We start from the raw sequence: 21,690 nt of genomic DNA, 5'->3' as shown, positions 1-21,690 counted from the left end.
ATGACTGACGAACGCTACATGGCGCGCGCGCTGGAACTGGCGCGACGCGGACGTTTCACCACCACACCAAACCCTAATGTGGGCTGTGTAATTGTGCGCGACGGCGAGATTGTCGGCGAAGGCTGGCATCACCGTGCGGGTGAGCCGCATGCAGAAGTGCACGCGCTGCGTATGGCGGGGGACAAAGCCAAAGGCGCGACCGCCTTCGTTACGCTGGAACCCTGCAGTCATCATGGCCGCACGCCGCCGTGCTGCGATGCGCTGATCGCCGCCGGCGTCAGCCGCGTAGTGGCGGCGATGCAAGATCCCAATCCGCAGGTGGCGGGGCGCGGCTTATACCGTTTGCAGCAGGCCGGTATTGAAGTCAGCCACGGTTTAATGATGAGCGAAGCTGAAGCATTGAATCGTGGTTTTCTGAAACGTATGCGCACCGGCTTCCCGTGGATTCAGCTCAAACTCGGCGCATCCCTTGATGGGCGCACCGCGATGGCCAGTGGTGAAAGCCAGTGGATCACCTCGGCGGCGGCAAGGCGCGATGTGCAACAATTACGTGCCCAGAGTTCGGCTATTCTTACATCCAGTGCAACGGTGCTGGCAGATGATCCTTCATTAACGGTGCGCTGGAACGAACTGAATGAAGATGTGCGCCAGCAGCTGGATGAAGCAACGCTGCGCCAGCCGATTCGCGTGGTGATTGATAGCCAGCAGCGTGTGACGCCACAACATCGACTGCTAAGTCAGCCGGGCGAAACCTGGCTGATGCGCAGTGAAATCGATCAGCAAACCTGGCCCGACAGCGTCAGCCAAATTGCGGTGCCGCTGCGCGGAGAGCAACTGGATCTGGTGGCGATGATGATGTTGCTCGGCCAGCGTCAGATTAACTCGGTGTGGGTCGAAGCCGGTGCCCGTTTAGCCGGTGCGCTGTTACAGGTCGGATTGGTCGATGAACTGATCGTTTATATGGCACCGAAGCTTCTGGGCAATGCGGCACGGGGTCTGTGCGAACTGCCTGGACTGGAACAATTGGCTGATGCGCCAGGCCTGAAGTTTAGCGATGTGCGCATGGTTGGCGCGGACCTGCGACTGACCCTGACGCCCGCTTGAGCACCGACTGAAAAGCCTGAGCGCGTCGCCGAAGAGTATGATAGAATCCGCCCCCTTCTGCGGGGCCATAAATCAAACACCCAAAGGATATGTATGAAAGTTATCGAAGCTCCTGTTGCCACGCCTGATGCTAACATTGCCATCGTTATTGCGCGTTTTAACAACTTCATTAATGACAGCTTGCTGGATGGCGCCATCGATGCGCTGAAGCGTATTGGCCAGGTCAAAGCAGACAACATCACAGTGGTTTGGGTTCCAGGCGCTTACGAACTGCCATTGGCAGCGCGCGCGCTGGCGAAAGCCGGTAAGCACGACGCGATCGTGGCACTGGGAACCGTGATCCGTGGCGGCACCGCCCACTTCGAATATGTGGCAGGTGAAGCCAGCTCTGGTATTGCCAACGTGGCGATGACCAGCGAAATTCCGGTGACTTTCGGCGTGTTAACCACCGAAAACATCGAGCAGGCGATTGAACGCGCCGGCACTAAAGCAGGTAATAAAGGCGCCGAAGCGGCCCTGACTGCACTCGAAATGATTAACGTATTGAAAGCCATCAAAGCCTGATTTTTGGAAGGGGAATTTTGTGAAACCTGCTGCTCGTCGTCGCGCCCGTGAGTGCGCTGTTCAGGCGCTTTACTCCTGGCAGCTGTCTAAGAACGACATTGCCGATGTGGAATACCAGTTTCTGGCGGAACAAGACGTCAAAGACGTCGATATTAGCTATTTCCGCGAATTGCTGGCCGGTGTGGCGACTAACAGCGCGTACCTGGACGGTCTGATGAAGCCTTACCTGTCACGTCAGCTGGAAGAGCTGGGTCAGGTAGAAAAAGCCATTCTGCGTATTTCGCTGTATGAGCTGAGCAAGCGTTCTGATGTGCCTTATAAAGTGGCCATCAACGAAGGCATCGAGCTGGCCAAGGTGTTTGGCGCTGAAGACAGCCACAAGTTTGTCAACGGCGTGCTGGATAAAGCAGCTCCACAAATTAGACCCAACAAAAAATAATGCATAAGGCCGGTTTACCGGCCTTTTTTTCATTGAGACCTGACTTATGTCTTGTGGTGAATTCGAACTGATCGCACGTTATTTTAATCGCGTCACCAGCTCCCGCCGCGATGTGGAGAAGGGAATTGGTGACGACTGTGCGTTACTGAACGTGCCCGAAAAACAGACGCTGGCCATTAGCACCGATACGCTGGTGGCGGGCGTGCACTTCCTGCGTGATATCCATCCTGCCGATCTGGGTTACAAAGCACTGGCCGTAAATCTGAGTGATCTGGCGGCAATGGGCGCGGACCCGGCGTGGTTGACGCTGGCGATTACCTTGCCTGAAGTGAATGAAAGCTGGCTGGCGGCATTTAGCGACAGCCTGTTTGAGCTGCTGGATTACTACGATATGCAGCTGATTGGCGGTGATACCACGCGCGGACCGCTGAGCCTGACGTTGGGTATTCACGGTCTGGTGCCGACAGGACGCGCATTGAAGCGTTCGGGTGCCAAACCTGGCGACTGGATCTTTGTTACCGGTACGCTGGGTGACAGCGCGGCTGGTTTGTCGCTACTGCAACATCGTCATCGCCTGAACGATCCGGCCGTGCATGAAGTGTTGATAAAGCGCCATCTGCGTCCGATGCCTCGTGTCCTGCAAGGCCAGGCACTGCGCAATCTGGCGACCTCGGCGATTGATATCTCCGATGGTTTGATTGCCGATCTCGGCCATATTCTTACGGCCAGCCGCGTTGGTGCGCGTCTCAATCTGGAAGCGTTACCGCTGTCCGCTGCGTTGCGCGATCATTTTGAACCGGAACAGGTGCTGACCTGGGCCTTAAGCGGCGGCGAAGATTACGAGCTGTGCTTTACCGTGCCGGAAGTGAATCGTGGTGCGCTGGACGTGGCGCTGGCTCATCTCGGCGTGTCTTACACCTGCATCGGGCAGATTGCGCCTGAATCCGATGGGTTGACGCTGCTGGAAAACGGCAAGCCGCGGAGTTTTAATCACAAGGGATTTGATCACTTTGGCGGCAAGTAAAGATGTAGCGAAAGGCCGTTTGCGCCTGAGCAACCCATGGCATCTGCTGGCAGTCGGTTTTGGCAGTGGCCTGAGCCCGATTATGCCAGGCACCGCCGGTTCGATTGCGGCGATTCCCTTCTGGTGGCTGATGACGTTTTTGCCATTGCAGATTTACTCCCTGCTGGTGCTGATTGGCATCAGCGTGGGCGTTTATCTGTGTCATCGCACGGCGAAAGACATGGGCGTTCACGACCATGGCAGCATTGTATGGGATGAATTCATCGGTATGTGGATCACGCTGATGGCCATTCCGGCAATGAGCTGGCAGTGGGTGCTGGCCGGGTTTGTCATCTTCCGTATCTTTGATATGTGGAAACCCTGGCCGATTCGCTGGTTCGATCAGAATGTGCATGGCGGCATGGGCATTATGGTTGATGACATTATCGCGGGTGTGATATCAGCGGCGATTTTGTATGGATTGGGGCTGGTGCTTTAATTCACATTGCGCGATGAATCGCGCCGCTACAGATTTGTCCGTTAGCAGCGCAATTCATTGCAGATGTTTAACGTTGCAGATTTGTGCGGTAGCGGCGCAGTTTATTGCGCGAATTTACCGCTACTCGAATCCCACCACCGGATGCGGTTGATACACCGTCTCCAGCTCAGCGATATCCGTTGAACTCAACTCCACATCCACCGCTTTAACCAATTCGGCAAACTGCTGCTCACGTGATGCACCAATGATCGGCGCGGTCACTACCGGTTTATGCAGCAGCCACGCCAGCGCCACTTGTGCACGCGTCACGCCTTTATCGGCGGCAATGGTTGCCAGACGCTCTGCAATCGCTGCATCGTTCTCCTCGGTGCCGGTATACAGTTTCTCCATCACGTTATCCGATACCGAACGCGCGGTGGTTTCACCCCATGGACGCGTGAGCTTGCCGCGTGCCAGCGGGCTCCACGGCAGCACTGCAATGCCTTCTCGTTCACACAGCGGGTGCATCTCGTTTTCTTCTTCGCGCTGAATAAGGTTGTACTGATCCTGCATGCTGACAAAACGCGCCCAGCCATTCTGCTTTTGCAGATCCAGCGCCTGAGCGAACTGGGAAGCATGCATGGAAGAAGCGCCGATGTAGCGTGCTTTACCGGCTTTCACCACATCATTGAGCGCTTCCAGCGTCTCTTCGATCGGCGTGTCGTAATCCCAGCGGTGAATCTGCAACAGGTCAACGTACTCCATGCCGAGGCGCGTCAGGCTGTCGTCGATAGATTGCAGGATGTTGTTACGCGACAGGCCCTGAGAGAGATTGCTGAGCGGGAAATAGACTTTGGTGGCGACGACAACCTGATCGCGTTGGGCGAATTCTTTCAGAGCACGTCCGACAATCTCTTCGCTGCTGCCATCGGAGTAGCTGTTGGCGGTGTCGAAAAAGTTAATCCCGGCGTCTAACGCCTGTTTGATCAGCGGTCGACTGCTCTCTTCGGGCAGGGTCCATGCGTGATTGCCGCGCATCGGATCGCCGTAAGTCATGCAGCCTAAACAGAGACGCGAAACCTCTAAGTCGGTTTGGCCTAAACGAATGGTTTTCATGGGAGCTCCTGCTCTTATGCGTTAGGAATGCCCTAAGCATAGCAGCAGGAGCGGGGAGGGGATTACTGCGCCAGCCAGTCAGTGATTTGTTGCTGAATACCCACGGCATCCAGCTGATAATCCTGACGAACTTCTTCCTGCGTGCCTTGCGGGATAAACTCATCCGGCAGGCCGAGGTTCAGCACATGCACACGCAGACGTTTCGCCATCACGTATTCGTTGACGCCGCTACCGGCTCCGCCTTTGATGGCGCCTTCTTCCAGCGTCACCAGCGAATCATGGATGGTGGCCAGTTCGGCGATCAGGGCTTCATCCAGCGGCTTCACAAAACGCATATCCACCAGCGTGGCGTTAAGCGCTTCAGCGGCAGCCTGCGCTTCAGGCAACAACGTACCGAAGTTAAGGATCGCCAGTTTTTCACCGCGGCGCTTCACAATGCCTTTGCCCAGCGGCAGGCTGGCCAGGGGCTCCAGTGTTGCGCCGGTGCCGGTGCCGCGCGGGTAACGTACCGCACTCGGCCCATCCTGATAGTGATAGCCGGTGTACAGCATCTGGCGACATTCGTTTTCGTCGCTTGGCGTCATGATCACCATCTCTGGTACACAGCGCAGGAAGGCGATATCAAACGCGCCCTGATGCGTCTGGCCATCAGCACCCACGATGCCGCCGCGATCGATAGCAAACAGCACCGGCAGCTTCTGGATCGCCACATCGTGAATCAGCTGATCGTAAGCGCGCTGCAGGAAGGTGGAGTAAATCGCCACCACCGGCTTATAACCACCAATCGCCATGCCCGCGGCAAACGTCACCGCGTGCTGCTCGGCAATCGCCACGTCAAAGTATTGCTGAGGATAGTCACGAGAGTAGCTGACCATGCCGGAGCCTTCACGCATCGCCGGCGTCACCGCCATCAATCGCGGATCGTCAGCGGCCATTTCGCTCAGCCAGCTACCGAAAATCTTCGAGTAACTCGGCAGGCCAGGCGCGCTTTTTGGCAGAGAACCACTGGCCGGATCGAACTTCGGTACCGCATGCCAGGCGATAGGATCTTGTTCGGCAGGCGCGTAGCCTTTGCCCTTTTTGGTCATGATGTGCAGGAACTGCGGGCCTTTCAGGTCGCGCATATTCTTCAGCGTGCTTACTAGCGTCAGCACATCGTGGCCATCAACCGGACCGATATAGTTAAAGCCCAGCTCTTCAAACAGTGTGCCCGGCACCACCATGCCTTTCAGGTGCTCTTCGGTGCGCTTCACCAGCTCTTTGATCGGAGGCAGCCCGCCCAGCACGCGTTTTCCACCTTCGCGCAGACGTGAATAGGTTTTGCCGGAGAGAATCTGTGCCAGACGATTGTTGAGTGCGCCAACGTTCTCGGAGATCGACATCTCGTTGTCGTTAAGGATCACCAGCATGTCAGGTTTGATATCGCCTGCGTGGTTCATGGCTTCGAACGCCATGCCCGCGGTGATGGCGCCATCGCCAATAATACAGGCGGTACGACGTCCTTTGCCTTCACGCTCAGCGGCAACCGCCATGCCCAATCCGGCGCTGATCGAGGTTGATGAGTGACCGACGCTCAAGACGTCGTATTCACTTTCGCCGCGCCATGGGAACGGATGCAGGCCATTTTTCTGGCGGATAGTGCCGATACGATCGCGGCGTCCGGTCAGAATCTTATGCGGATAGGCCTGATGGCCGACGTCCCACACCAGATGGTCAAACGGGGTGTTATAAACATAATGCAGCGCGACTGTTAGTTCGACGACGCCCAGACCCGAAGCAAAGTGGCCGGAAGATCGGCTCACGCTATCCAGCAGATACTGACGCAGCTCGTCACACAGTACCGGAAGTTTTTCTTTCGGTAATAAACGTAATTCCTGAACCGTGCTCGCTAATGCCAGTGTCGGGTATTTTGCAATATCAAAACTCATCAGAGACTCATTATGAAAGTTATTTATCGCGTTCAATTATGAAGCTTGCCAGTGCTTGTAATGCGGTGGTGTCGTAGGACTGCGCCGCCAGAATCTCTAACGCGCCCAGTGCTTCCTGATAAAGATCCCACGCTTTGCTGCGGGCATTTTCCAGTCCCATCAGCGCCGGATAAGTGCTCTTACCCAACGCCTGATCCGCGCCCTGAGTTTTGCCCAGCACCGCGGTATCGCCCACCACATCAAGAATGTCATCCTGCACCTGGAACGCCAGTCCAATGGCGTTGGCGTAGGTATCCAGTACCGGAAGTGCCGCACGGCCACGTTCACCCGCCGTCAGTGCGCCAAGACGCACCGCAGCGCGAATCAATGCGCCGGTTTTATGACGATGAATCTGCTCCAGCTGGGCGAGGTCAATGTGCTTGCCTTCAGCGGCGAGATCCAGCGCCTGGCCACCGCACATGCCTGCCACACCGCTGGCCTGAGCCAGTTCGGAGATCATCGCAATGCGATCTTGCGGGCTGACGCCGGGCATTGGCTCATCGGCCAGAATCGAAAACGCCAGGGTTTGCAACGCATCACCAGCGAGAATCGCTGTGTCTTCACCATATTTAATATGGCAGGTTGGTTGTCCACGACGTAACGCATCGTCATCCATCGCGGGCAGATCATCATGAATCAGAGAGTAAGCATGGATGCACTCTACGGCAGCGGCCGGAGCATCCAGGCTGGCCGCATCGGCCTTTAACATCTCGCCCGTGGCGTAAACCAAAAATGGACGCAGACGCTTACCGCCTAATAGTGCCCCATATTGCATGGATTGCACCAGAGGAGAACTCTGAAAAGGAAGTGGATCTATTAAGCGTGTCAACGCCAGATTAACGCGTTCGTGATACGCGTTGAGTAATTTGGCGAAATCCATCAGTCATTTTCCGGTGTGAACGGCGCGAGCGCAGCATCTTTGTCATCGCTGAGCAGAATCTGTACGCGCTGTTCAGCCTGCTGCAGGGTTTGCTGACCGGTGCGTGCCAGCTGTACGCCGCGTTCAAATTCGTTCAGCGCTTCTTCCAGCGGCAGTTCACCACTTTCCAGACGGCTGACGATTTGTTCCAGCTGCTGTAATGCGCTTTCAAAACTGGCTGGCGCTTCGGCTTTTTTCGGCATAATCAGTGTCGACTCACAGGTTAGGAATCATCTTGCAATCGGTCATGGTAGCCGACGAGGAATAATTAGCAAAATAATGAATGTGATTGCGGTTGCAGAAGCGGTCATCTGACAAAGGTGGTATACTTTTGCGCCTCGGATGCGGGCGCTTCTGCGTTACCCGTAATTATATGATTTTACCAGTTAAGTGCCGATGTTTTTAGCACTTATTTGCCCAACGAAGCTGTGTCGCCATGAAGTTTATCATTAAGCTCTTCCCTGAAATCACCATCAAAAGTCAGTCGGTGCGTCTGCGCTTTATCAAGATCCTGACCGGTAACATCCGCAATACCCTGCGTACTGTCGACGACGAAATCGCCGTGGTGCGTCACTGGGACCATATTGAAGTACGCGCTAAAAAAGAAGCGCTGCGTACCGTCGTTATCGATGAGCTCACGCGTATTCCCGGTATTCACCATGTACTGGAGGTTGAGGATCAGCCTTACACCGATATGCACGATATCTTCGAGCAGGCTCTGGCGCTGAATCGTGAACGTCTGGAAGGGAAAAGTTTCTGCGTGCGCGTGAAGCGTCGCGGCAAGCACAGCTTCAGCTCGATTGATGTCGAGCGTTACGTGGGTGGTGGCCTCAATCAACACATTGAGACTGCACGCGTGCAATTGAAAAATCCCGAAGTGACGGTCAACCTCGAGATCGAAGACGATCGTCTGCTGCTGGTCACCGGCCGTTATGAAGGGCTGGGTGGTTTCCCGATCGGGACACAAGAAGATGTACTGTCGCTGATCTCAGGCGGCTTCGACTCCGGCGTCTCCAGCTATATGCTGATGCGTCGTGGCTGTCGCGTGCACTACTGCTTCTTCAACCTCGGCGGTGCCGCCCATGAAATCGGCGTCCGTCAGGTCGCGCATTATCTGTGGCAGCGTTTTGGTCGTTCGCATCGTGTGCGCTTTGTGGCGATCAACTTCGAGCCGGTAGTCGGTGAGATTTTAGAGAAGGTAGACGACGGCCAGATGGGCGTGGTGCTGAAGCGTATGATGGTGCGTGCGGCATCGATGGTCGCTGAGCGCTACGGCGTGCAGGCGCTGGTAACCGGTGAAGCACTGGGCCAGGTATCGAGCCAGACACTGACCAACCTGCGTCTGATTGATAACGCCTCGGATACCCTGATCCTGCGTCCGCTTATCTCGCATGATAAAGAGCACATCATCGATTTGGCGCGCCATATCGGCACCGAAGACTTCGCGAAAACCATGCCAGAATATTGTGGTGTGATTTCGAAAAGCCCAACGGTGAAAGCGGTGAAGGCGAAGATCGAAGCAGAAGAGCAGAACTTCGATTTTGAGATCCTCAATCGCATGGTGCAGGAAGCCAGCAATGTGGATATCCGCGAAATCGCGGAGAAAGCACAGGAAGAAGTGGTTGAAGTGGAGACGGTGGTCTCATTCACCGCGGAAGATGTGGTGCTGGATATCCGCTCTGTGGATGAGCAAGAGTCATCACCGCTGGCGCTGCAAGGCGTGGAAGTGAAATCCCTGCCGTTCTATAAATTGAGCACGCAGTTTGGTGACTTGGATCAGAACAAAACCTGGTTGCTGTATTGCGATCGCGGCGTGATGAGCCGTTTGCAGGCGCTGTATCTGCATGAGCAGGGCTTTAAAAACGTGAAGGTTTATCGTCCGTAAGTCTGGCGTGCGCACACCGGCGCACCCAGTGGATTGATTGATGAAAGGTCGCCAGGTTGGCGGCCTTTTTTCATTCGCGCTCTTCAAATTCCTGATAGTTATAAATCCCCGCCGCTAACACCAGCTGTGACGCGACTTCACGTGCTTTCTCTTTATCCACCAGCAGATCAATCAGCTTCAGTGCAAAATCAATCGAAGTGCCTGGCCCCTGGCTGGATAGCAGGTTGACGCGCGGATCCCATACCACGCGGCGATCCATCCAGTGTTTGTCAGGAATGGTGTCACGCAAGCCAGGAAAGCCGGTCATATTGCCCACCGGGAAGAGGTCATGCGGAATCAGCACCGTGCCGGGTGCGGCACATATCGCGGCAACGATTTTCCCAGCCAGATGAAACTGGCGCACCGTTTCCACCAGCAATGGGCTGTCACGGAATGTCTCTGCGCCCTTCAGGCCGCCGGGCAGCACAACTGCGTCATAATCGTTATCCGCCACCTCGACCAGAGGCGCATCGGCCAGCAGGCGCACGCCGCGTGAGCAGACGATCTCACGTGTGCCATCACTTTCGACACTGGCGGTAGTGACGCTTAAGCCGGCGCGGACCAGCAGGTCGATAGTGGTGACAGCTTCAATCTCTTCACTGCCATGTGCCAGGCAAACCAGAACCGATGCGGTCGCGCTCATATTGGGACTCCTTGCGTTTAATCAGATCGTACAAACGGGTGTTTTCCGGCAACGAAATGCCCTGGGCGCGAGCGCGGCGCAGCAGGTAGCCGGTGATGTAATCAATTTCTGTCAGGCGCTGTGCGCGTACATCCTGCAACATTGAGGAGGTATTCGCCGCGGTGCTGTCAATGACGTCATAAATGATGTCGCGCAGATTATCGACCGCGATGTGCTGGCCTTCACGCTCCATCACCCAGGCAATCTCTTCGCACAGCGTGGCAATCTGCTGCGGCCAGGCGCGCAGTGCACCGTTCTGACAATCGTGTTCAACGGTAAGCGGATTAATCACGCAGTTCACCGCCAGTTTGCGCCAGCTGGCAGAAGCAATATTGTCGTGCCAGGCCACGTCCGGCAGCGCCTGATGCAGGATGTCGGCGATGTCGCTCATCGCTGCACTTTCGCGTCCGGTGGGACCGATATGCGTGATGCCTTGTGCGACGTGTTTGATCACCGTGCCATCGCGCATCGCCGCGTGGGTGGTAATGCCGCGCAGTAGCGGTTGCTGCAACTCCTTCAGCTCTTCCAGCGTGCCCATGCCATTGTGCAATAACAAAATGGCAGCATGAGCAGGCAGGATGCTTTGCAGGTTTTTGACTGCCGGGGAAACCTGAGGCGCTTTCAGTGTCACCAGCAACAGCTGGCTTTCGGCAAGAAACAGTGGATCGTTGGCGATAAACGTGTGATTGCTGACATGGCCTTGCGGATCAATCACGTTCACCGAGCAATAGGGCTGCGGTACACGCAACCAGCCCTGAACCTCATGTCCCTGACGTGCGAGCGCGGCGAGCCAAATTTGACCCAGGGCGCCACAACCCAACACGGTAATTTTCATTTTGCCTCCCGCTGACGGGTTCTCAATTTCACGACATGGTTAAGTATAGCTTTCCGCGTATCGTGTTTAATTAGCGCCATAAGACGCGTATTATGCATGTCACTTTAGTATCAGGAGAAGAAAAGATGCCATCTTTCGATATCGTTTCCGAAGTCGAACTGCCGGAAGTGCGTAATGCGGTGGAGAATGCCAGCCGTGAGATCTCAACCCGTTTCGATTTCCGCAACGTGAGCGCCAGCATTGAGCTCAACGAAAAGAATGAGACCATCAAAATCACCAGCGAATCTGATTTCCAGGTTAAACAGCTGGTGGATATTTTGCGTGAAAAGCTGCTGAAACGCGGCATTGAAGGCGCAGCGATTGAAGTGCCAGAAGAGATCATTCACAGCGGTAAAAGCTGGAGCGTGGAAGCCAAGCTGAAAAAGGGTATCGAAAGCGATATCGCTAAAAAGCTGGTGAAGCTGATTAAAGACAGCAAGTTGAAAGTGCAAACGCAGATTCAGGGTGAAGAGCTGCGCGTGACCGGTAAATCACGCGACGATTTGCAGGGTGCGATGGCGCTGGTGCGCGGTGGCAACCTCGGCCAGCCGTTCCAGTTCAAAAACTTCCGCGATTAATCGCGTTTGTCGCGTGCGGCACGACGATAGAGCGTGCTGCGCGCAACACCTAATGCCTCCGCTGTTTTACTGATATTGCCATTAAAGCGTTGAAGCGTTTCGCTGATTAACCGCTCATCATGACGTTGTCTGTCCTCCACCGGTAGCACCGTTGCCCGTCGATACTCGGCCGGTAAATGCACGTCGGTGACTTCTTCCCCTTCGTCCGCCAACGCCAGCAGCACGCGCAACAGACTGCGCAATTGACGCACGTTGCCCGGCCATGGCAATTGTGCCAGTGATGTCAGCAGTGCTGGGGAAAGCTGGATGTCGCGATCTGCGCCGCCCAACTCAATCCATAACCGACCAATAAAGTCTTCGATATCTGGCCAGGCACGCAACGGCGGGATGGTCATGGAAAACTCCTGCAAGCGATAGAGAAGGTCCTCGCGGAACTCGCCTTCCGCCACACGCTGCGCCAAATCACGGTGCGTCGCGCAGATCACCGCAAAATTCACCGGCCAGCTGCGGCTGGAGCCGAGCGGCGCGACCTCTTTTTCCTGCAGTACGCGCAGCAAACGGGTTTGCAACGCCAGCGGCATATCACCGATTTCATCGAGAAACAGCACGCCACCATCCGCCTCGCGAATTTTACCGATATAGCCGTTTTTGCTGGCTCCGGTAAAAGCGCCAGGCTGATAACCAAACAACTCCGATTCAATCAACGCTTCCGGAATGGCGGCGCAGTTGATGGCAACGAACTTACCCTCGCGCCAGCGACTCTGCTGATGCAGCGCACGGCTGACATACTCTTTGCCGCTGCCGGTTTCACCGTGAATACACAACGACACACCGGCATTCATCAGACGCACCATTTTCTCGCCATCACGACCCAGCGAAAAGGGAAGATCGACGCTGGGTTCGCTCGGCGTAGCAAAGTGGGTGCGATGTGGCGCCCGCAGGCGGAAGTAGAAGCGCTGTTGTGCAAAATGAATCGGTAAAGGAATGGTGTTGGCCTGCTGCTCCAGTTGAGCAAACAGCTGCTGGAAAGTCAGGGTGCCCAGCTGCTCGGCGGTGAGATCCAGTTCACGCATCGCCAGGCGGTTAGCGGCGGTGAGTACATTATCGGAGAACACCAGCAGCAGCTCATCGCTGGTATCAATACCGTGCGGCTCAACGTGCAGGCTCATCAACCACTGCTGGGGGTGCAGGCTCTGTTTTACCCACAAATACTCAATCTGTTTAGCAGCAGCCTTAACCCACTGGAAGGTTTGCGGATGTGGGAAGTGCGCCGGGCCGGAGATATCCAACACGCCCGCAATCTGACCGTTGGGCATCTGCAACGGCATGGCGGCGCAGTACAGCCCCTGATTCAGGGTGAGAAAATGCTGCTGGCCTTCAATTTCACAGCCATCGTCAATCGCCAGCGCGGTGCCAATCGCATTGGTGCCGCGCCCGCATTCGCTCCACAAATTGCCGGGGGCGAGCGCAAATCGCTGTGCTTTCTCCATCGATTGCATGTCGCCAAACGTATTCAACACCAGCCCGGTGGCATCAGAAAGGATCACCACGGATTGTTTTTCCGCCAGTTTCTGCGCCAGCTGTTTGATCACCGGCTGGGCGAACTGTTGTAGCCCGGCATTACTGGCCAGCACATCAGCCAGTTCGCCCTGACGGACGCGAGGGAAATCATCGGCGGTGCGGTCGAGACCATACAGCTGGCTACGAAACCAGGAGTCGCTCAAAAGCGGGTTGGTATTAACGGCAGACGCGGCTGAATTTCCCTGCATTGGTAACCTCATGCCTAAGCGAAAGTGTTGCAGCATTGTAGCGACTCGGTTTCTGCGGTGTTGCGATACGCAACACAGATGAGGATTTTGGTGGCAGAACCCGTGCGTTTTTAAGGGCTATTGGTTTTATAAATCGATGATAGATAAAACGATTTTTCGAAATTTCGCAAGCTGAAAAAAACTGGCACGCCCGCTGCAATAGCTTATCAGGCAGCGGGCTGTTCAATCTGTTGACCCACAGGTTGCCGCTGCCAGCTAACAATAAACGACCCTACACGAAGGAGTTTGCGATGCGTTATGCACATCCCGGCACGCCCGGCGCTTTGGTCACCTTTAAAGCGACATACGGCAATTTTATTGCGGGCAAATTCACAGAGCCGCTCAGCGGCCAGTATTTCACTAACACCTCGCCTGTTGATGGCAGCGATATTGCGCAGTTTCCGCGTTCTGATGCGCGGGATATCGATTTAGCACTGGACGCTGCTCATCAGGCTGCTGACGCCTGGGGAAAAACCAGCGTGCAACACCGCGCCAATCTGCTGCTGCAGGTGGCCGACTGCATCGAACAAAATCTCGAAATGTTGTCTGTGGCGGAGAGCTGGGACAACGGCAAACCGATCCGCGAAACCCTCAATGCTGACTTGCCGCTGGCGGTGGATCATTTCCGCTACTTCGCCGGTTGTCTGCGTGCACAGGAAGGCAGTACTGCTGAGATCGATGAAACCACCGTCGCTTACCATTTCCATGAACCGCTGGGCGTGGTCGGGCAGATCATCCCGTGGAACTTCCCGCTGTTAATGGCGGCGTGGAAACTGGCTCCAGCGCTGGCAGCCGGTAACTGCGTGGTGCTGAAACCGGCTGAGCAAACGCCACTGGCGATCACCTTGCTGATGGAGTTGATCGGCGATCTGTTTCCGGCGGGCGTGCTTAATGTGGTGCAGGGCTTTGGTCGTGAAGCGGGTGAAGCACTCGCCACCAGCAAACGTATCGCCAAAATCGCCTTCACCGGCTCTACGCCAGTGGGTCGTCATATCATGGCCTGCGCCGCTGAAAACATCATTCCGTGCACCGTCGAGCTGGGTGGCAAGTCGCCCAACATCTACTTTGCCGATGTGATGGACGGTGAATCGGACTTTATCGAAAAAGCGGTGGAAGGGCTGGTGCTGGGCTTCTTCAATCAGGGCGAGGTCTGTACTTGCCCCTCACGTGCGCTGATCCATGAATCGATCTATGAGCCGTTTATGGCGCGGGTGATGGAGAAAGTGGCGAACATCCGCCGTGGCGATCCGCTGGATACTGACACCATGATCGGTGCTCAGGCTTCCCGTCAGCAATTCGACAAAATCCTGTCTTACATCAACATCGCGCGCGACGAAGGGGGGCAAATTCTTACCGGAGGCGATCGCGCCAGCGTCGCTGCGGAACTGGATAACGGATTCTATATCCAGCCAACCCTGATCAAAGGCACCAACCAGATGCGGTGTTTCCAGGAAGAGATTTTTGGGCCGGTGATCGGCATCACCACCTTTAAAGATGAAGCGGAAGCCTTGTCGATTGCCAACGAAACCCAGTTTGGCCTGGGTGCGGGTGTGTGGACGCGCGATACCAATCTGGCCTATCGCATGGGACGTGGCATCAAAGCCGGTCGCATCTGGACCAACTGTTATCACATCTATCCTGCACACGCGGCCTTCGGTGGCTACAAGCAGTCTGGTGTGGGTCGTGAGACGCACAAGATGGCGCTGAGCGCCTACCAACAAACCAAAAATCTGCTGGTCAGCTATGGCACCGCGCCTTTGGGCCTGTTCTGAGTCTGCATCCGATCAAATGGAGAGTGAAAGATGAATATGCAAATCAAAACCACCATGAAAGCCGCTGTTGTTAAAGCCTTTGGCGAACCCTTAGTGATTGAGCAGGTACCGGTACCGCAAGTGGGACCGGGTCAGATCCTGGTGAAAATCGCCGCGACCGGCGTGTGCCATACCGACTTACATGCCGCCGAAGGTGACTGGCCGATTAAACCTAATCCCCCATTTATCCCTGGCCACGAAGGCGTAGGGCAGGTAGTGGCGCTGGGCGAAGGTGTGAAGCATTTGAAACTGGGCGATCGTGTGGGTGTGCCGTGGCTCTATTCCGCATGCGGTCACTGCGAGCACTGTCTGGATAGCTGGGAAACGCTGTGTCTGTCTCAACAGAACGCCGGGTATTCCGTGAACGGCAGCTTCGCCGAATATTGCCTCGCTGACGCTAATTATGTCGGCATCATTCCGGACAACATCGATTACAACGAAATCGCGCCAATTCTGTGTGCTGGTGTGACGGTGTACAAAGGCCTGAAAATGACCGATACCAAACCGGGTGACTGGGTAGTGGTGTCAGGTATTGGTGGTCTGGGCCATATGGCGGTGCAGTACGCGGTGGCGATGGGGCTGAATGTGGCTGCGGTGGACATCGACGATGAGAAGCTGGCCTTTGCTAAACGTCTTGGTGCCAGCGTAGTGGCGAATGCGAAGAACGTCGATCCCGCTAAGGTATTCCAGGAAAGCTTCGGCGGTGCGCACGGTGTGCTGGTGACGGCTGTTTCACCGAAGGCGTTTGAGCAGGCGATCGGGACGATGCGTCGTGGCGGCACCATGGTGCTGAACGGTTTGCCACCGGGCAAATTCGATCTGTCGATTTTCGATATGGTGCTGGACGGGATTACGGTGCGTGGTTCGATTGTCGGTACGCGTAAAGATCTGCAGGAAGCGTTGGATTTCGCTGGTCGTCATAAAGTGAAAGCCAACGTGGCGGTTGAACCGCTGACCAACATCAACGACATCTTTGCGCGTATGCATGCGGGTAAAATTGAAGGGCGTATCGTGGTGGATATGTCGTTGTAATGTTTTGCAGCGGCGTAATTTATCGCGCAATAAATTGCGCCGCTACAATGTGTGCAACCGCTTACTAACAGCTAGCGAGCAGCGCTTCTATCTCGACGCGGCTCGTCACTTTACTGTCGATCTTGATATAGGCGCTTTTCTCTTCCGGTACGATAAAGACTGAAGAGACACCCGGTTGCGCTTTCAAACGCTTCTCAAGGTTTGGCACCGCCAGTACAGCATCACTGAGCACCATGCGCAGGCTGCTGACATAGGGTGGTTCCTGCATCGACATCGCCACAAACAGCCACGCTGCCGCCACAATCGCGCCGACCAGAAACACGGTTTGCGCATCGAAGTGACCAAAGATCCAGCCACCCATGCTGCCGCCAATCGCCACGCCGATAAACTGGCTGGTGGAGTAAATCCCCATCGCAGTGCCTTTATAGCCCGGCGGTGACTCTTTACTGATCAGAGAAGGCAGAATCGCTTCCATCACGTTGAAGGCAAGGAAGAAGAGCTGCACGCCAATCACCAGCGTCCAGAAATGACCCACCGCACCCCACAGCACAATTTCAGCGATAAGAATCAGTGCCACACAACCGACAAACACGCGCTTCATGCGGCGCTTAACTTCGGCATAAATTATAAAAGGTACCACCGCCACAAATGCCACCAGCATGGTCACCAGATAAATTTTCCAGTGCTCTGATGCCGGAAGACCGGCTTGCTCAAACTGACCCGGCAGGGCGACGAAACTCGACATCAGTAAAATGTGCAGGCAGAGAATGCCGATGTTGAGTTTTAACAGTCTTGGATTGGTGAGCACCGCACGGATGCTGCCTTTTACTATGCCGGACTCACGATTGAGTAAGTGATTAGGCGCGTTTGGCACCACCAGCAGCGTGATGACAATACCCAGGCTGGCAAGTATAGCGATCATCCAGAACAGGGCGTTCAGCCCTAATGCGTGGGTCACAATCGGTCCGACGACCATCGCAATCGCAAAGGTCACGCCAAAGCTAATGCCGATAAACGCCATCGCTTTAGTACGGTTCTGTTCGCGAGTGAGATCAGACAACAGCGCCATAACAGCAGCGGCAATCGCGCCAGAACCCTGCAGCGCACGACCCAGGATCACCCCCCAGATGGAGGTGGTCATGGCGGCGATCACGCTACCGAGAACAAAGATTAATAATCCGCCGACGATGAGCGGTTTGCGACCGACGCGATCGGAGAGCAGACCAAACGGAATCTGGAATAGGGCTTGCGCCAGACCATAGATGCCAATCGCCAGACCAATTAAGGTTTCACTGGCTCCCTGTAACGCCATACCGTAAGTGGTGAGAACCGGCAGGACCATAAACATTCCCAGCATGCGCAGGGAAAAAACTGTGCCTAAACCCCATGTAGCCCGAAGCTCTACTGGCGTCATTTTGTTATCGTTCATTCCAACCTCTGTAATTTTGCTGCTCTCATTTTAGGGAGCAGGGCAGGGCGGGTAAAACATTTGTTCTTAAGCAGTGGTAACAAAAAGAAAGGGCGCGAAATTCGCGCCCTTTCTGGTGTTGCGGAGCTGTATTACCAGACGTATGTCAGGAGATCTTTCGACGCTGGCGTCATGAAATCTACCGACATCATCACGCTCAGTGCAGTGATAGCGACAATCGAGAACACAAACAGCTTACGCGCCCAAACTTTGTCGTTTGAGGTTTTGTAACCTGAGAGTGCCATGCCCAGCCACCACACGCTAACCGCTGCTGCGACAACCAGATACTTATAGCCCGCATAACCGCCGAGTGTCAGCATCAAGGTGGCAATCATAAACGCCAGGATATACAGCGTAATATGATTTTTGGCCACAGAGATGCCTTTCACGACCGGCAGAACCGGGATATTGGCCGCCTGATAATCTTTGAAGCGGAAAATCGCAATCGCGTACGAGTGCGGCATCTGCCACAGGCTAAAAATAGCCAGCAAGATCAAGGCACCAGCATCAAACTGGTTGGTCACCGCACAGTAGCCAATGACGGGTGGCGCTGCACCAGAGAGGCTACCAATCAGCGTGCCATAGACGGAGTTACGCTTCATATACAGGCTATAAACGCCCACATACACGACGAAGCCCATCACCGCCAGCCACATGGCCAGCGGGTTAGCACCGAAATACAGCAGCGCAAAGCCAGCAATACCCAATGCGGTTGCATAAACCAGGCTTACTTTCGCCGAGATCAGGCCTTTGACCAGAACACGGTTCCGCGTTCTCTCCATTTTGATGTCGATATCGCGGTCAATCACGTTGTTGAATACACAACCTGATGCGACAACCAGCGAAACGCCTACCAGTGAATAGAGAAACAGGGGGTAATCAATGCTGCCTTTCGAGGCCAGCAAGAATCCACCGATCACAGAAATTAAGTTGCCGAAAATAATTCCTGGTTTTGTTACTTGCAGGTATTGCTTAATCATTACGTGTGACTCTTTAGTCGGCCATCATGTTGTAGTTGAGGTTCCACATGATCCACAGTGAGCCCACGACAACAATCAGAATGATGAGTGCTGAGAAGACTATCGCCACCATGTTCCAGCCACCTTCTGACTTGCTGTCCAGGTGCAGGAAGTAAACCAGGTGAACCAGCACCTGAATTACCGCACACACCAGAACCACAGCCAGAATCGTGCCGTGAGATGCGCCGCCATCCATTACCATCCAGAACGGAATACCGGTCAGGATGATAGAGAGGATGAAGCCGATCATGTAAGACTTCACGCTACCGTGAGAAGCGCCATGTTCGTTAACTGAATGACTCATTACATGGCTCCCATCAGATAGACAACGGTGAATACGCAGATCCAAACCACATCCAGGAAGTGCCAGAACAAGCTCAGGCACATGATACGGGTGCGGTTGGTTGCAGTCAGACCACGTTTAGAAATCTGGAACATCATCACTGCCATCCAGATCAGGCCTGAGGTCACGTGCAGACCGTGGGTGCCGACCAGCGTAAAGAACGCCGACAGGAAGCCACTGCGGTCAGGACCGAAGCCTTCTTTGATCAGGTGATGGAATTCATAGATTTCCATGCCGATGAATCCAGCACCGAACAGGAAAGTCAATGCCAACCAGCTGATGACTGAACCTTTGTTCTGGTTGTTCATCGCAATCACTGCCATTCCATAAGTAATGGAACTGAGCAGCAGAAGCGCGGTTTCAACCAGCACAAACGGCAGTTCAAAGATGTCTTTACCTGCCGGGCCACCGGCAGTGTTATTGACCATGACAGCATAGGTCGCAAACAGGGTTGCGAAGATAATGCAGTCACTCATCAGGTAGATCCAGAAGCCAAAGACTTTATTGGCTCCTGCATCGTGATGCCCATGCTCCGCATGGGCGTCGTGGTGATGTTTTGCAGTTTCAGTTGACATTATTTCAGACCTGCTTTGCTGATTTCGTCAAAGTGCTTCTTCTCGATCTGCTCAACTTCAGCAACCGGAACGTAGTAATCCACGTCTTCGTCGAAGCTCTTCACAATCCAGGTCACTACTGTGGCCAGGAAGGTAAGGCCAGCCAGCCACCAGATGTGCCAGATCATCGCGAAACCAAAGATGGTCATGAACGCTGCGATAACAATGGCTGCGCCGCTGTTTTTCGGCATATGAATTTCTTCATATTTTTCTGGTTGCTTGTACGCTTCGCCTTTCTCTTTCATTTCCCAGAACGCATCGCGCTCGTGGATTTCAGGGATGACAGCAAAGTTGTAGAACGGCGGCGGTGAAGAGGTTGCCCACTCCAGCGTACGACCACCCCACGGGTCACCGGTCAGATCGCGGTTCTGGTCGCGGTCACGCACAGAAACGTAGAACTGAGTCAGCTGGCACAGGATACCGCATGCAATCAGTGCCGCACCGCCTGCTGCAACAACCAGCAGTGAGTGGAACTGTGGATCGATGTCCTGGCTGATACGACGGGTCATACCCATGAAGCCCAGGGCATACAGCGGCATAAAGGCAACGAAGAAACCAATGATCCAGAACCAGAATGCACGGATACCCCATTTTTCGTTCAGGGTGAAGCCGAATGCTTTCGGGAACCAGTAGGTCACGCCAGCCATACAACCGAACACCACACCACCGATAATTACGTTATGGAAGTGTGCAATCAGGAACAGGCTGTTGTGCAGAATGAAGTCTGCGCCTGGAACTGCCAGCAGAACACCGGTCATACCACCGATAGAGAAGGTGACCAGGAAGCCGATAGTCCACAGCATCGCTGAGTGGAACTCAACGCGACCCTGATACATGGTGAACAGCCAGTTGAAGATTTTCACGCCGGTCGGAATCGCGATGATCATCGTCATAATACCGAAGAAGGCGTTAACGTTCGCACCGGCACCCATGGTGAAGAAGTGGTGCAGCCAAACGATGAACGACAGAACGGTAATCGCGATGGTCGCCCACACCAGAGAGGTGTAACCAAACAGACGCTTTTTGGAGAAGGTTGCAGTGACTTCCGCGAACACGCCGAATACTGGCAGTACGAGGATGTATACTTCCGGGTGACCCCAGACCCAAATCAGGTTGACGTACATCATCATGTTACCGCCCATTTCATTGGTAAAGAAATGGAAGCCAAGGTAACGGTCAAGTGTCAACAGTGCCAACGTTACGGTCAGGACCGGGAACGCAGCGATGATCAGGACGTTAGTACACAGTGATGCCCAGGTGAAAACAGGCATTTTGAACAGGTCCATGCCCGGTGCACGCATCTTCAGAATGGTCACGAAGAAGTTGATACCGGTTAGTGTCGTACCGATACCGGATAGCTGGAGACTCCAGATCCAATAATCGACCCCGACGCCAGGACTGTATTCCGCGCCCGAAAGTGGTGGATAAGCCAACCAGCCAGTCTGTGCGAACTCGCCCACACCCAGAGACAAGTTAACCAGGATCACACCGATCGCGGTAAACCAGAAGCTCAGGTTGTTCAGGAACGGGAAGGCAACGTCACGTGCACCGATTTGCAGCGGTACCGCGATGTTCATCAGACCTACCACGAAAGGCATCGCCACGAAGAAGATCATGATCACGCCGTGAGCGGTGAAGATCTGGTCGTAGTGATGCGGTGGTAATATGCCGGCTTCACCTGCGGAAGCCATCACTTGTTGGGTACGCATCATTACCGCATCGGCAAAGCCGCGCAGCAGCATGACGAAAGCCATGATGATGTACATGATACCCAGTTTTTTGTGGTCGATGGAGGTGAACCATTCTGACCACAGGTACTGCCACTTACCAAAATAAGTAATCGCGGCAACCAGTGCCAGACCACCTAAGATGATAGCGGCAACCGTAACCACGATAATGGGTTCGTGGTATGGCACTGCATCCAGTGTTAATTTTCCTAACATCGTA

At 54.7% G+C, this 21,690-nt stretch carries 21 protein-coding genes; 9 read left to right on the top strand and 12 right to left on the bottom strand.

The annotated features are described in order from the left end of the window. From ribD to pgpA, 5 genes are all read left to right on the top strand, one after another. Positions 1 to 1,104, top strand: a complete 1,104-nt coding sequence (gene ribD, locus LBW88_RS21490; RefSeq protein WP_224934153.1) for a bifunctional diaminohydroxyphosphoribosylaminopyrimidine deaminase/5-amino-6-(5-phosphoribosylamino)uracil reductase RibD — start codon at positions 1 to 3, stop codon at positions 1,102 to 1,104. 93 nt (positions 1,105 to 1,197) lie between these two features. After that, complete coding sequence (gene ribE / locus LBW88_RS21485; RefSeq protein ID WP_224934152.1) at positions 1,198 to 1,668, top strand: 6,7-dimethyl-8-ribityllumazine synthase; 471 nt, start codon at positions 1,198 to 1,200, stop codon at positions 1,666 to 1,668. A gap of 19 nt (positions 1,669 to 1,687) precedes the next feature. Continuing rightward, positions 1,688 to 2,107 (top strand): transcription antitermination factor NusB, encoded by a 420-nt coding sequence (nusB, locus tag LBW88_RS21480; RefSeq protein ID WP_007887007.1) that lies wholly within the window; start codon positions 1,688 to 1,690, stop codon positions 2,105 to 2,107. 46 nt (positions 2,108 to 2,153) lie between these two features. Beyond that, entirely contained in the window at positions 2,154 to 3,131 is a 978-nt protein-coding gene (thiL, locus tag LBW88_RS21475) for a thiamine-phosphate kinase (RefSeq protein WP_224934151.1), read from the top strand. Next, on the top strand, positions 3,118 to 3,609 hold the full coding sequence (gene pgpA / locus LBW88_RS21470; RefSeq protein ID WP_224934150.1) for a phosphatidylglycerophosphatase A: 492 nt from the start codon (positions 3,118 to 3,120) through the stop codon (positions 3,607 to 3,609). Before thiL ends, pgpA begins: the two co-directional genes overlap by 14 nt. Before the next feature lie 120 nt (positions 3,610 to 3,729). On the opposite strand, the gene LBW88_RS21465 is transcribed toward pgpA, so the two are convergent. The 4 genes from LBW88_RS21465 to xseB form a co-directional block, all read right to left on the bottom strand. After that, positions 3,730 to 4,704: an aldo/keto reductase gene (locus LBW88_RS21465; RefSeq protein ID WP_224934149.1), complete on the bottom strand. Its 975-nt coding sequence runs from the start codon at positions 4,702 to 4,704 to the stop codon at positions 3,730 to 3,732. A gap of 62 nt (positions 4,705 to 4,766) precedes the next feature. Further along, the gene (gene dxs / locus LBW88_RS21460) at positions 4,767 to 6,632 is read right to left on the bottom strand and encodes a 1-deoxy-D-xylulose-5-phosphate synthase (protein WP_224934148.1); all 1,866 of its coding nucleotides are present in this window, start codon (positions 6,630 to 6,632) and stop codon (positions 4,767 to 4,769) included. 19 nt (positions 6,633 to 6,651) lie between these two features. Then, positions 6,652 to 7,551 (bottom strand): (2E,6E)-farnesyl diphosphate synthase, encoded by a 900-nt coding sequence (gene ispA, locus LBW88_RS21455; protein WP_224934147.1) that lies wholly within the window; start codon positions 7,549 to 7,551, stop codon positions 6,652 to 6,654. After that, the gene (xseB, locus tag LBW88_RS21450) at positions 7,551 to 7,793 is read right to left on the bottom strand and encodes an exodeoxyribonuclease VII small subunit (protein WP_034831045.1); all 243 of its coding nucleotides are present in this window, start codon (positions 7,791 to 7,793) and stop codon (positions 7,551 to 7,553) included. The genes ispA and xseB overlap by 1 nt, the downstream gene beginning before the upstream one ends. A 233-nt stretch (positions 7,794 to 8,026) precedes the next feature. Here xseB and thiI point away from each other — a divergent pair, with 233 nt between their 5' ends. After that, complete coding sequence (gene thiI, locus LBW88_RS21445; RefSeq protein WP_224934146.1) at positions 8,027 to 9,475, top strand: tRNA uracil 4-sulfurtransferase ThiI; 1,449 nt, start codon at positions 8,027 to 8,029, stop codon at positions 9,473 to 9,475. A 70-nt stretch (positions 9,476 to 9,545) separates the two neighbouring features. Here thiI and yajL read toward each other — a convergent pair whose 3' ends face one another. Together yajL and panE are read right to left on the bottom strand one after the other, a co-directional pair. Further along, positions 9,546 to 10,157: a protein deglycase YajL gene (gene yajL / locus LBW88_RS21440; RefSeq protein WP_097117495.1), complete on the bottom strand. Its 612-nt coding sequence runs from the start codon at positions 10,155 to 10,157 to the stop codon at positions 9,546 to 9,548. Beyond that, positions 10,111 to 11,031 (bottom strand): 2-dehydropantoate 2-reductase, encoded by a 921-nt coding sequence (gene panE, locus LBW88_RS21435; protein ID WP_224934145.1) that lies wholly within the window; start codon positions 11,029 to 11,031, stop codon positions 10,111 to 10,113. Before panE ends, yajL begins: the two co-directional genes overlap by 47 nt. A gap of 125 nt (positions 11,032 to 11,156) precedes the next feature. On the opposite strand from panE, the gene LBW88_RS21430 reads away from it, so the two are divergent. Continuing rightward, on the top strand, positions 11,157 to 11,648 hold the full coding sequence (locus tag LBW88_RS21430) for a YajQ family cyclic di-GMP-binding protein (RefSeq protein ID WP_034831052.1): 492 nt from the start codon (positions 11,157 to 11,159) through the stop codon (positions 11,646 to 11,648). On the opposite strand, the gene LBW88_RS21425 is transcribed toward LBW88_RS21430, so the two are convergent. Further along, positions 11,645 to 13,417: a sigma-54-dependent Fis family transcriptional regulator gene (locus LBW88_RS21425; protein WP_224934144.1), complete on the bottom strand. Its 1,773-nt coding sequence runs from the start codon at positions 13,415 to 13,417 to the stop codon at positions 11,645 to 11,647. The genes LBW88_RS21430 and LBW88_RS21425 overlap by 4 nt on opposite strands. A 290-nt stretch (positions 13,418 to 13,707) precedes the next feature. Between LBW88_RS21425 and LBW88_RS21420 the strand changes: the two genes are divergently transcribed. Together LBW88_RS21420 and adhP are read left to right on the top strand one after the other, a co-directional pair. Next, entirely contained in the window at positions 13,708 to 15,228 is a 1,521-nt protein-coding gene (locus LBW88_RS21420; RefSeq protein WP_224934143.1) for an aldehyde dehydrogenase family protein, read from the top strand. A gap of 30 nt (positions 15,229 to 15,258) precedes the next feature. Then, complete coding sequence (adhP, locus tag LBW88_RS21415) at positions 15,259 to 16,299, top strand: alcohol dehydrogenase AdhP (RefSeq protein ID WP_414004107.1); 1,041 nt, start codon at positions 15,259 to 15,261, stop codon at positions 16,297 to 16,299. Between the two features lie 64 nt (positions 16,300 to 16,363). Here the strand turns inward: adhP and LBW88_RS21410 are convergent, their stop codons facing one another. The 5 genes from LBW88_RS21410 to cyoB form a co-directional block, all read right to left on the bottom strand. Further along, on the bottom strand, positions 16,364 to 17,728 hold the full coding sequence (locus tag LBW88_RS21410; RefSeq protein ID WP_224934142.1) for an MFS transporter: 1,365 nt from the start codon (positions 17,726 to 17,728) through the stop codon (positions 16,364 to 16,366). A 131-nt stretch (positions 17,729 to 17,859) separates the two neighbouring features. Beyond that, a complete protein-coding gene (gene cyoE, locus LBW88_RS21405; protein ID WP_200573283.1) occupies positions 17,860 to 18,747 on the bottom strand; it encodes a heme o synthase in 888 nt (295 codons plus the stop codon). A 13-nt stretch (positions 18,748 to 18,760) separates the two neighbouring features. After that, the gene (locus LBW88_RS21400; RefSeq protein WP_200573281.1) at positions 18,761 to 19,090 is read right to left on the bottom strand and encodes a cytochrome o ubiquinol oxidase subunit IV; all 330 of its coding nucleotides are present in this window, start codon (positions 19,088 to 19,090) and stop codon (positions 18,761 to 18,763) included. Then, the gene (locus LBW88_RS21395) at positions 19,090 to 19,704 is read right to left on the bottom strand and encodes a cytochrome o ubiquinol oxidase subunit III (RefSeq protein ID WP_007886985.1); all 615 of its coding nucleotides are present in this window, start codon (positions 19,702 to 19,704) and stop codon (positions 19,090 to 19,092) included. Before LBW88_RS21395 ends, LBW88_RS21400 begins: the two co-directional genes overlap by 1 nt. Next, complete coding sequence (cyoB, locus tag LBW88_RS21390; RefSeq protein ID WP_224934141.1) at positions 19,704 to 21,686, bottom strand: cytochrome o ubiquinol oxidase subunit I; 1,983 nt, start codon at positions 21,684 to 21,686, stop codon at positions 19,704 to 19,706. The genes LBW88_RS21395 and cyoB overlap by 1 nt, the downstream gene beginning before the upstream one ends. Positions 21,687 to 21,690: the final 4 nt, after the last annotated feature.

The sequence above is a fragment of the Pantoea sp. alder81 genome (assembly GCF_020179835.1).
Taxonomy (GTDB): domain Bacteria; phylum Pseudomonadota; class Gammaproteobacteria; order Enterobacterales; family Enterobacteriaceae; genus Pantoea.
This window is presented reverse-complemented; position numbering and strand designations above follow the sequence as displayed.

Coding starts and splice junctions, on each gene's coding strand:
- ispA (WP_224934147.1), bottom strand. CDS start 7,551: ATGGATTTCGCCAAATTACTCAACGCGTATCACGAACGCGTTAATCTG.
- cyoE (WP_200573283.1), bottom strand. CDS start 18,747: ATGATTAAGCAATACCTGCAAGTAACAAAACCAGGAATTATTTTCGGC.
- adhP (WP_414004107.1), top strand. CDS start 15,259: ATGAATATGCAAATCAAAACCACCATGAAAGCCGCTGTTGTTAAAGCC.
- dxs (WP_224934148.1), bottom strand. CDS start 6,632: ATGAGTTTTGATATTGCAAAATACCCGACACTGGCATTAGCGAGCACG.
- cyoB (WP_224934141.1), bottom strand. CDS start 21,686: ATGTTAGGAAAATTAACACTGGATGCAGTGCCATACCACGAACCCATT.
- ribD (WP_224934153.1), top strand. CDS start 1: ATGACTGACGAACGCTACATGGCGCGCGCGCTGGAACTGGCGCGACGC.
- LBW88_RS21425 (WP_224934144.1), bottom strand. CDS start 13,417: ATGCAGGGAAATTCAGCCGCGTCTGCCGTTAATACCAACCCGCTTTTG.
- thiL (WP_224934151.1), top strand. CDS start 2,154: ATGTCTTGTGGTGAATTCGAACTGATCGCACGTTATTTTAATCGCGTC.
- ribE (WP_224934152.1), top strand. CDS start 1,198: ATGAAAGTTATCGAAGCTCCTGTTGCCACGCCTGATGCTAACATTGCC.
- LBW88_RS21420 (WP_224934143.1), top strand. CDS start 13,708: ATGCGTTATGCACATCCCGGCACGCCCGGCGCTTTGGTCACCTTTAAA.
- LBW88_RS21430 (WP_034831052.1), top strand. CDS start 11,157: ATGCCATCTTTCGATATCGTTTCCGAAGTCGAACTGCCGGAAGTGCGT.
- panE (WP_224934145.1), bottom strand. CDS start 11,031: ATGAAAATTACCGTGTTGGGTTGTGGCGCCCTGGGTCAAATTTGGCTC.
- LBW88_RS21395 (WP_007886985.1), bottom strand. CDS start 19,704: ATGTCAACTGAAACTGCAAAACATCACCACGACGCCCATGCGGAGCAT.
- xseB (WP_034831045.1), bottom strand. CDS start 7,793: ATGCCGAAAAAAGCCGAAGCGCCAGCCAGTTTTGAAAGCGCATTACAG.
- LBW88_RS21465 (WP_224934149.1), bottom strand. CDS start 4,704: ATGAAAACCATTCGTTTAGGCCAAACCGACTTAGAGGTTTCGCGTCTC.
- yajL (WP_097117495.1), bottom strand. CDS start 10,157: ATGAGCGCGACCGCATCGGTTCTGGTTTGCCTGGCACATGGCAGTGAA.
- LBW88_RS21400 (WP_200573281.1), bottom strand. CDS start 19,090: ATGAGTCATTCAGTTAACGAACATGGCGCTTCTCACGGTAGCGTGAAG.
- LBW88_RS21410 (WP_224934142.1), bottom strand. CDS start 17,728: ATGAACGATAACAAAATGACGCCAGTAGAGCTTCGGGCTACATGGGGT.
- thiI (WP_224934146.1), top strand. CDS start 8,027: ATGAAGTTTATCATTAAGCTCTTCCCTGAAATCACCATCAAAAGTCAG.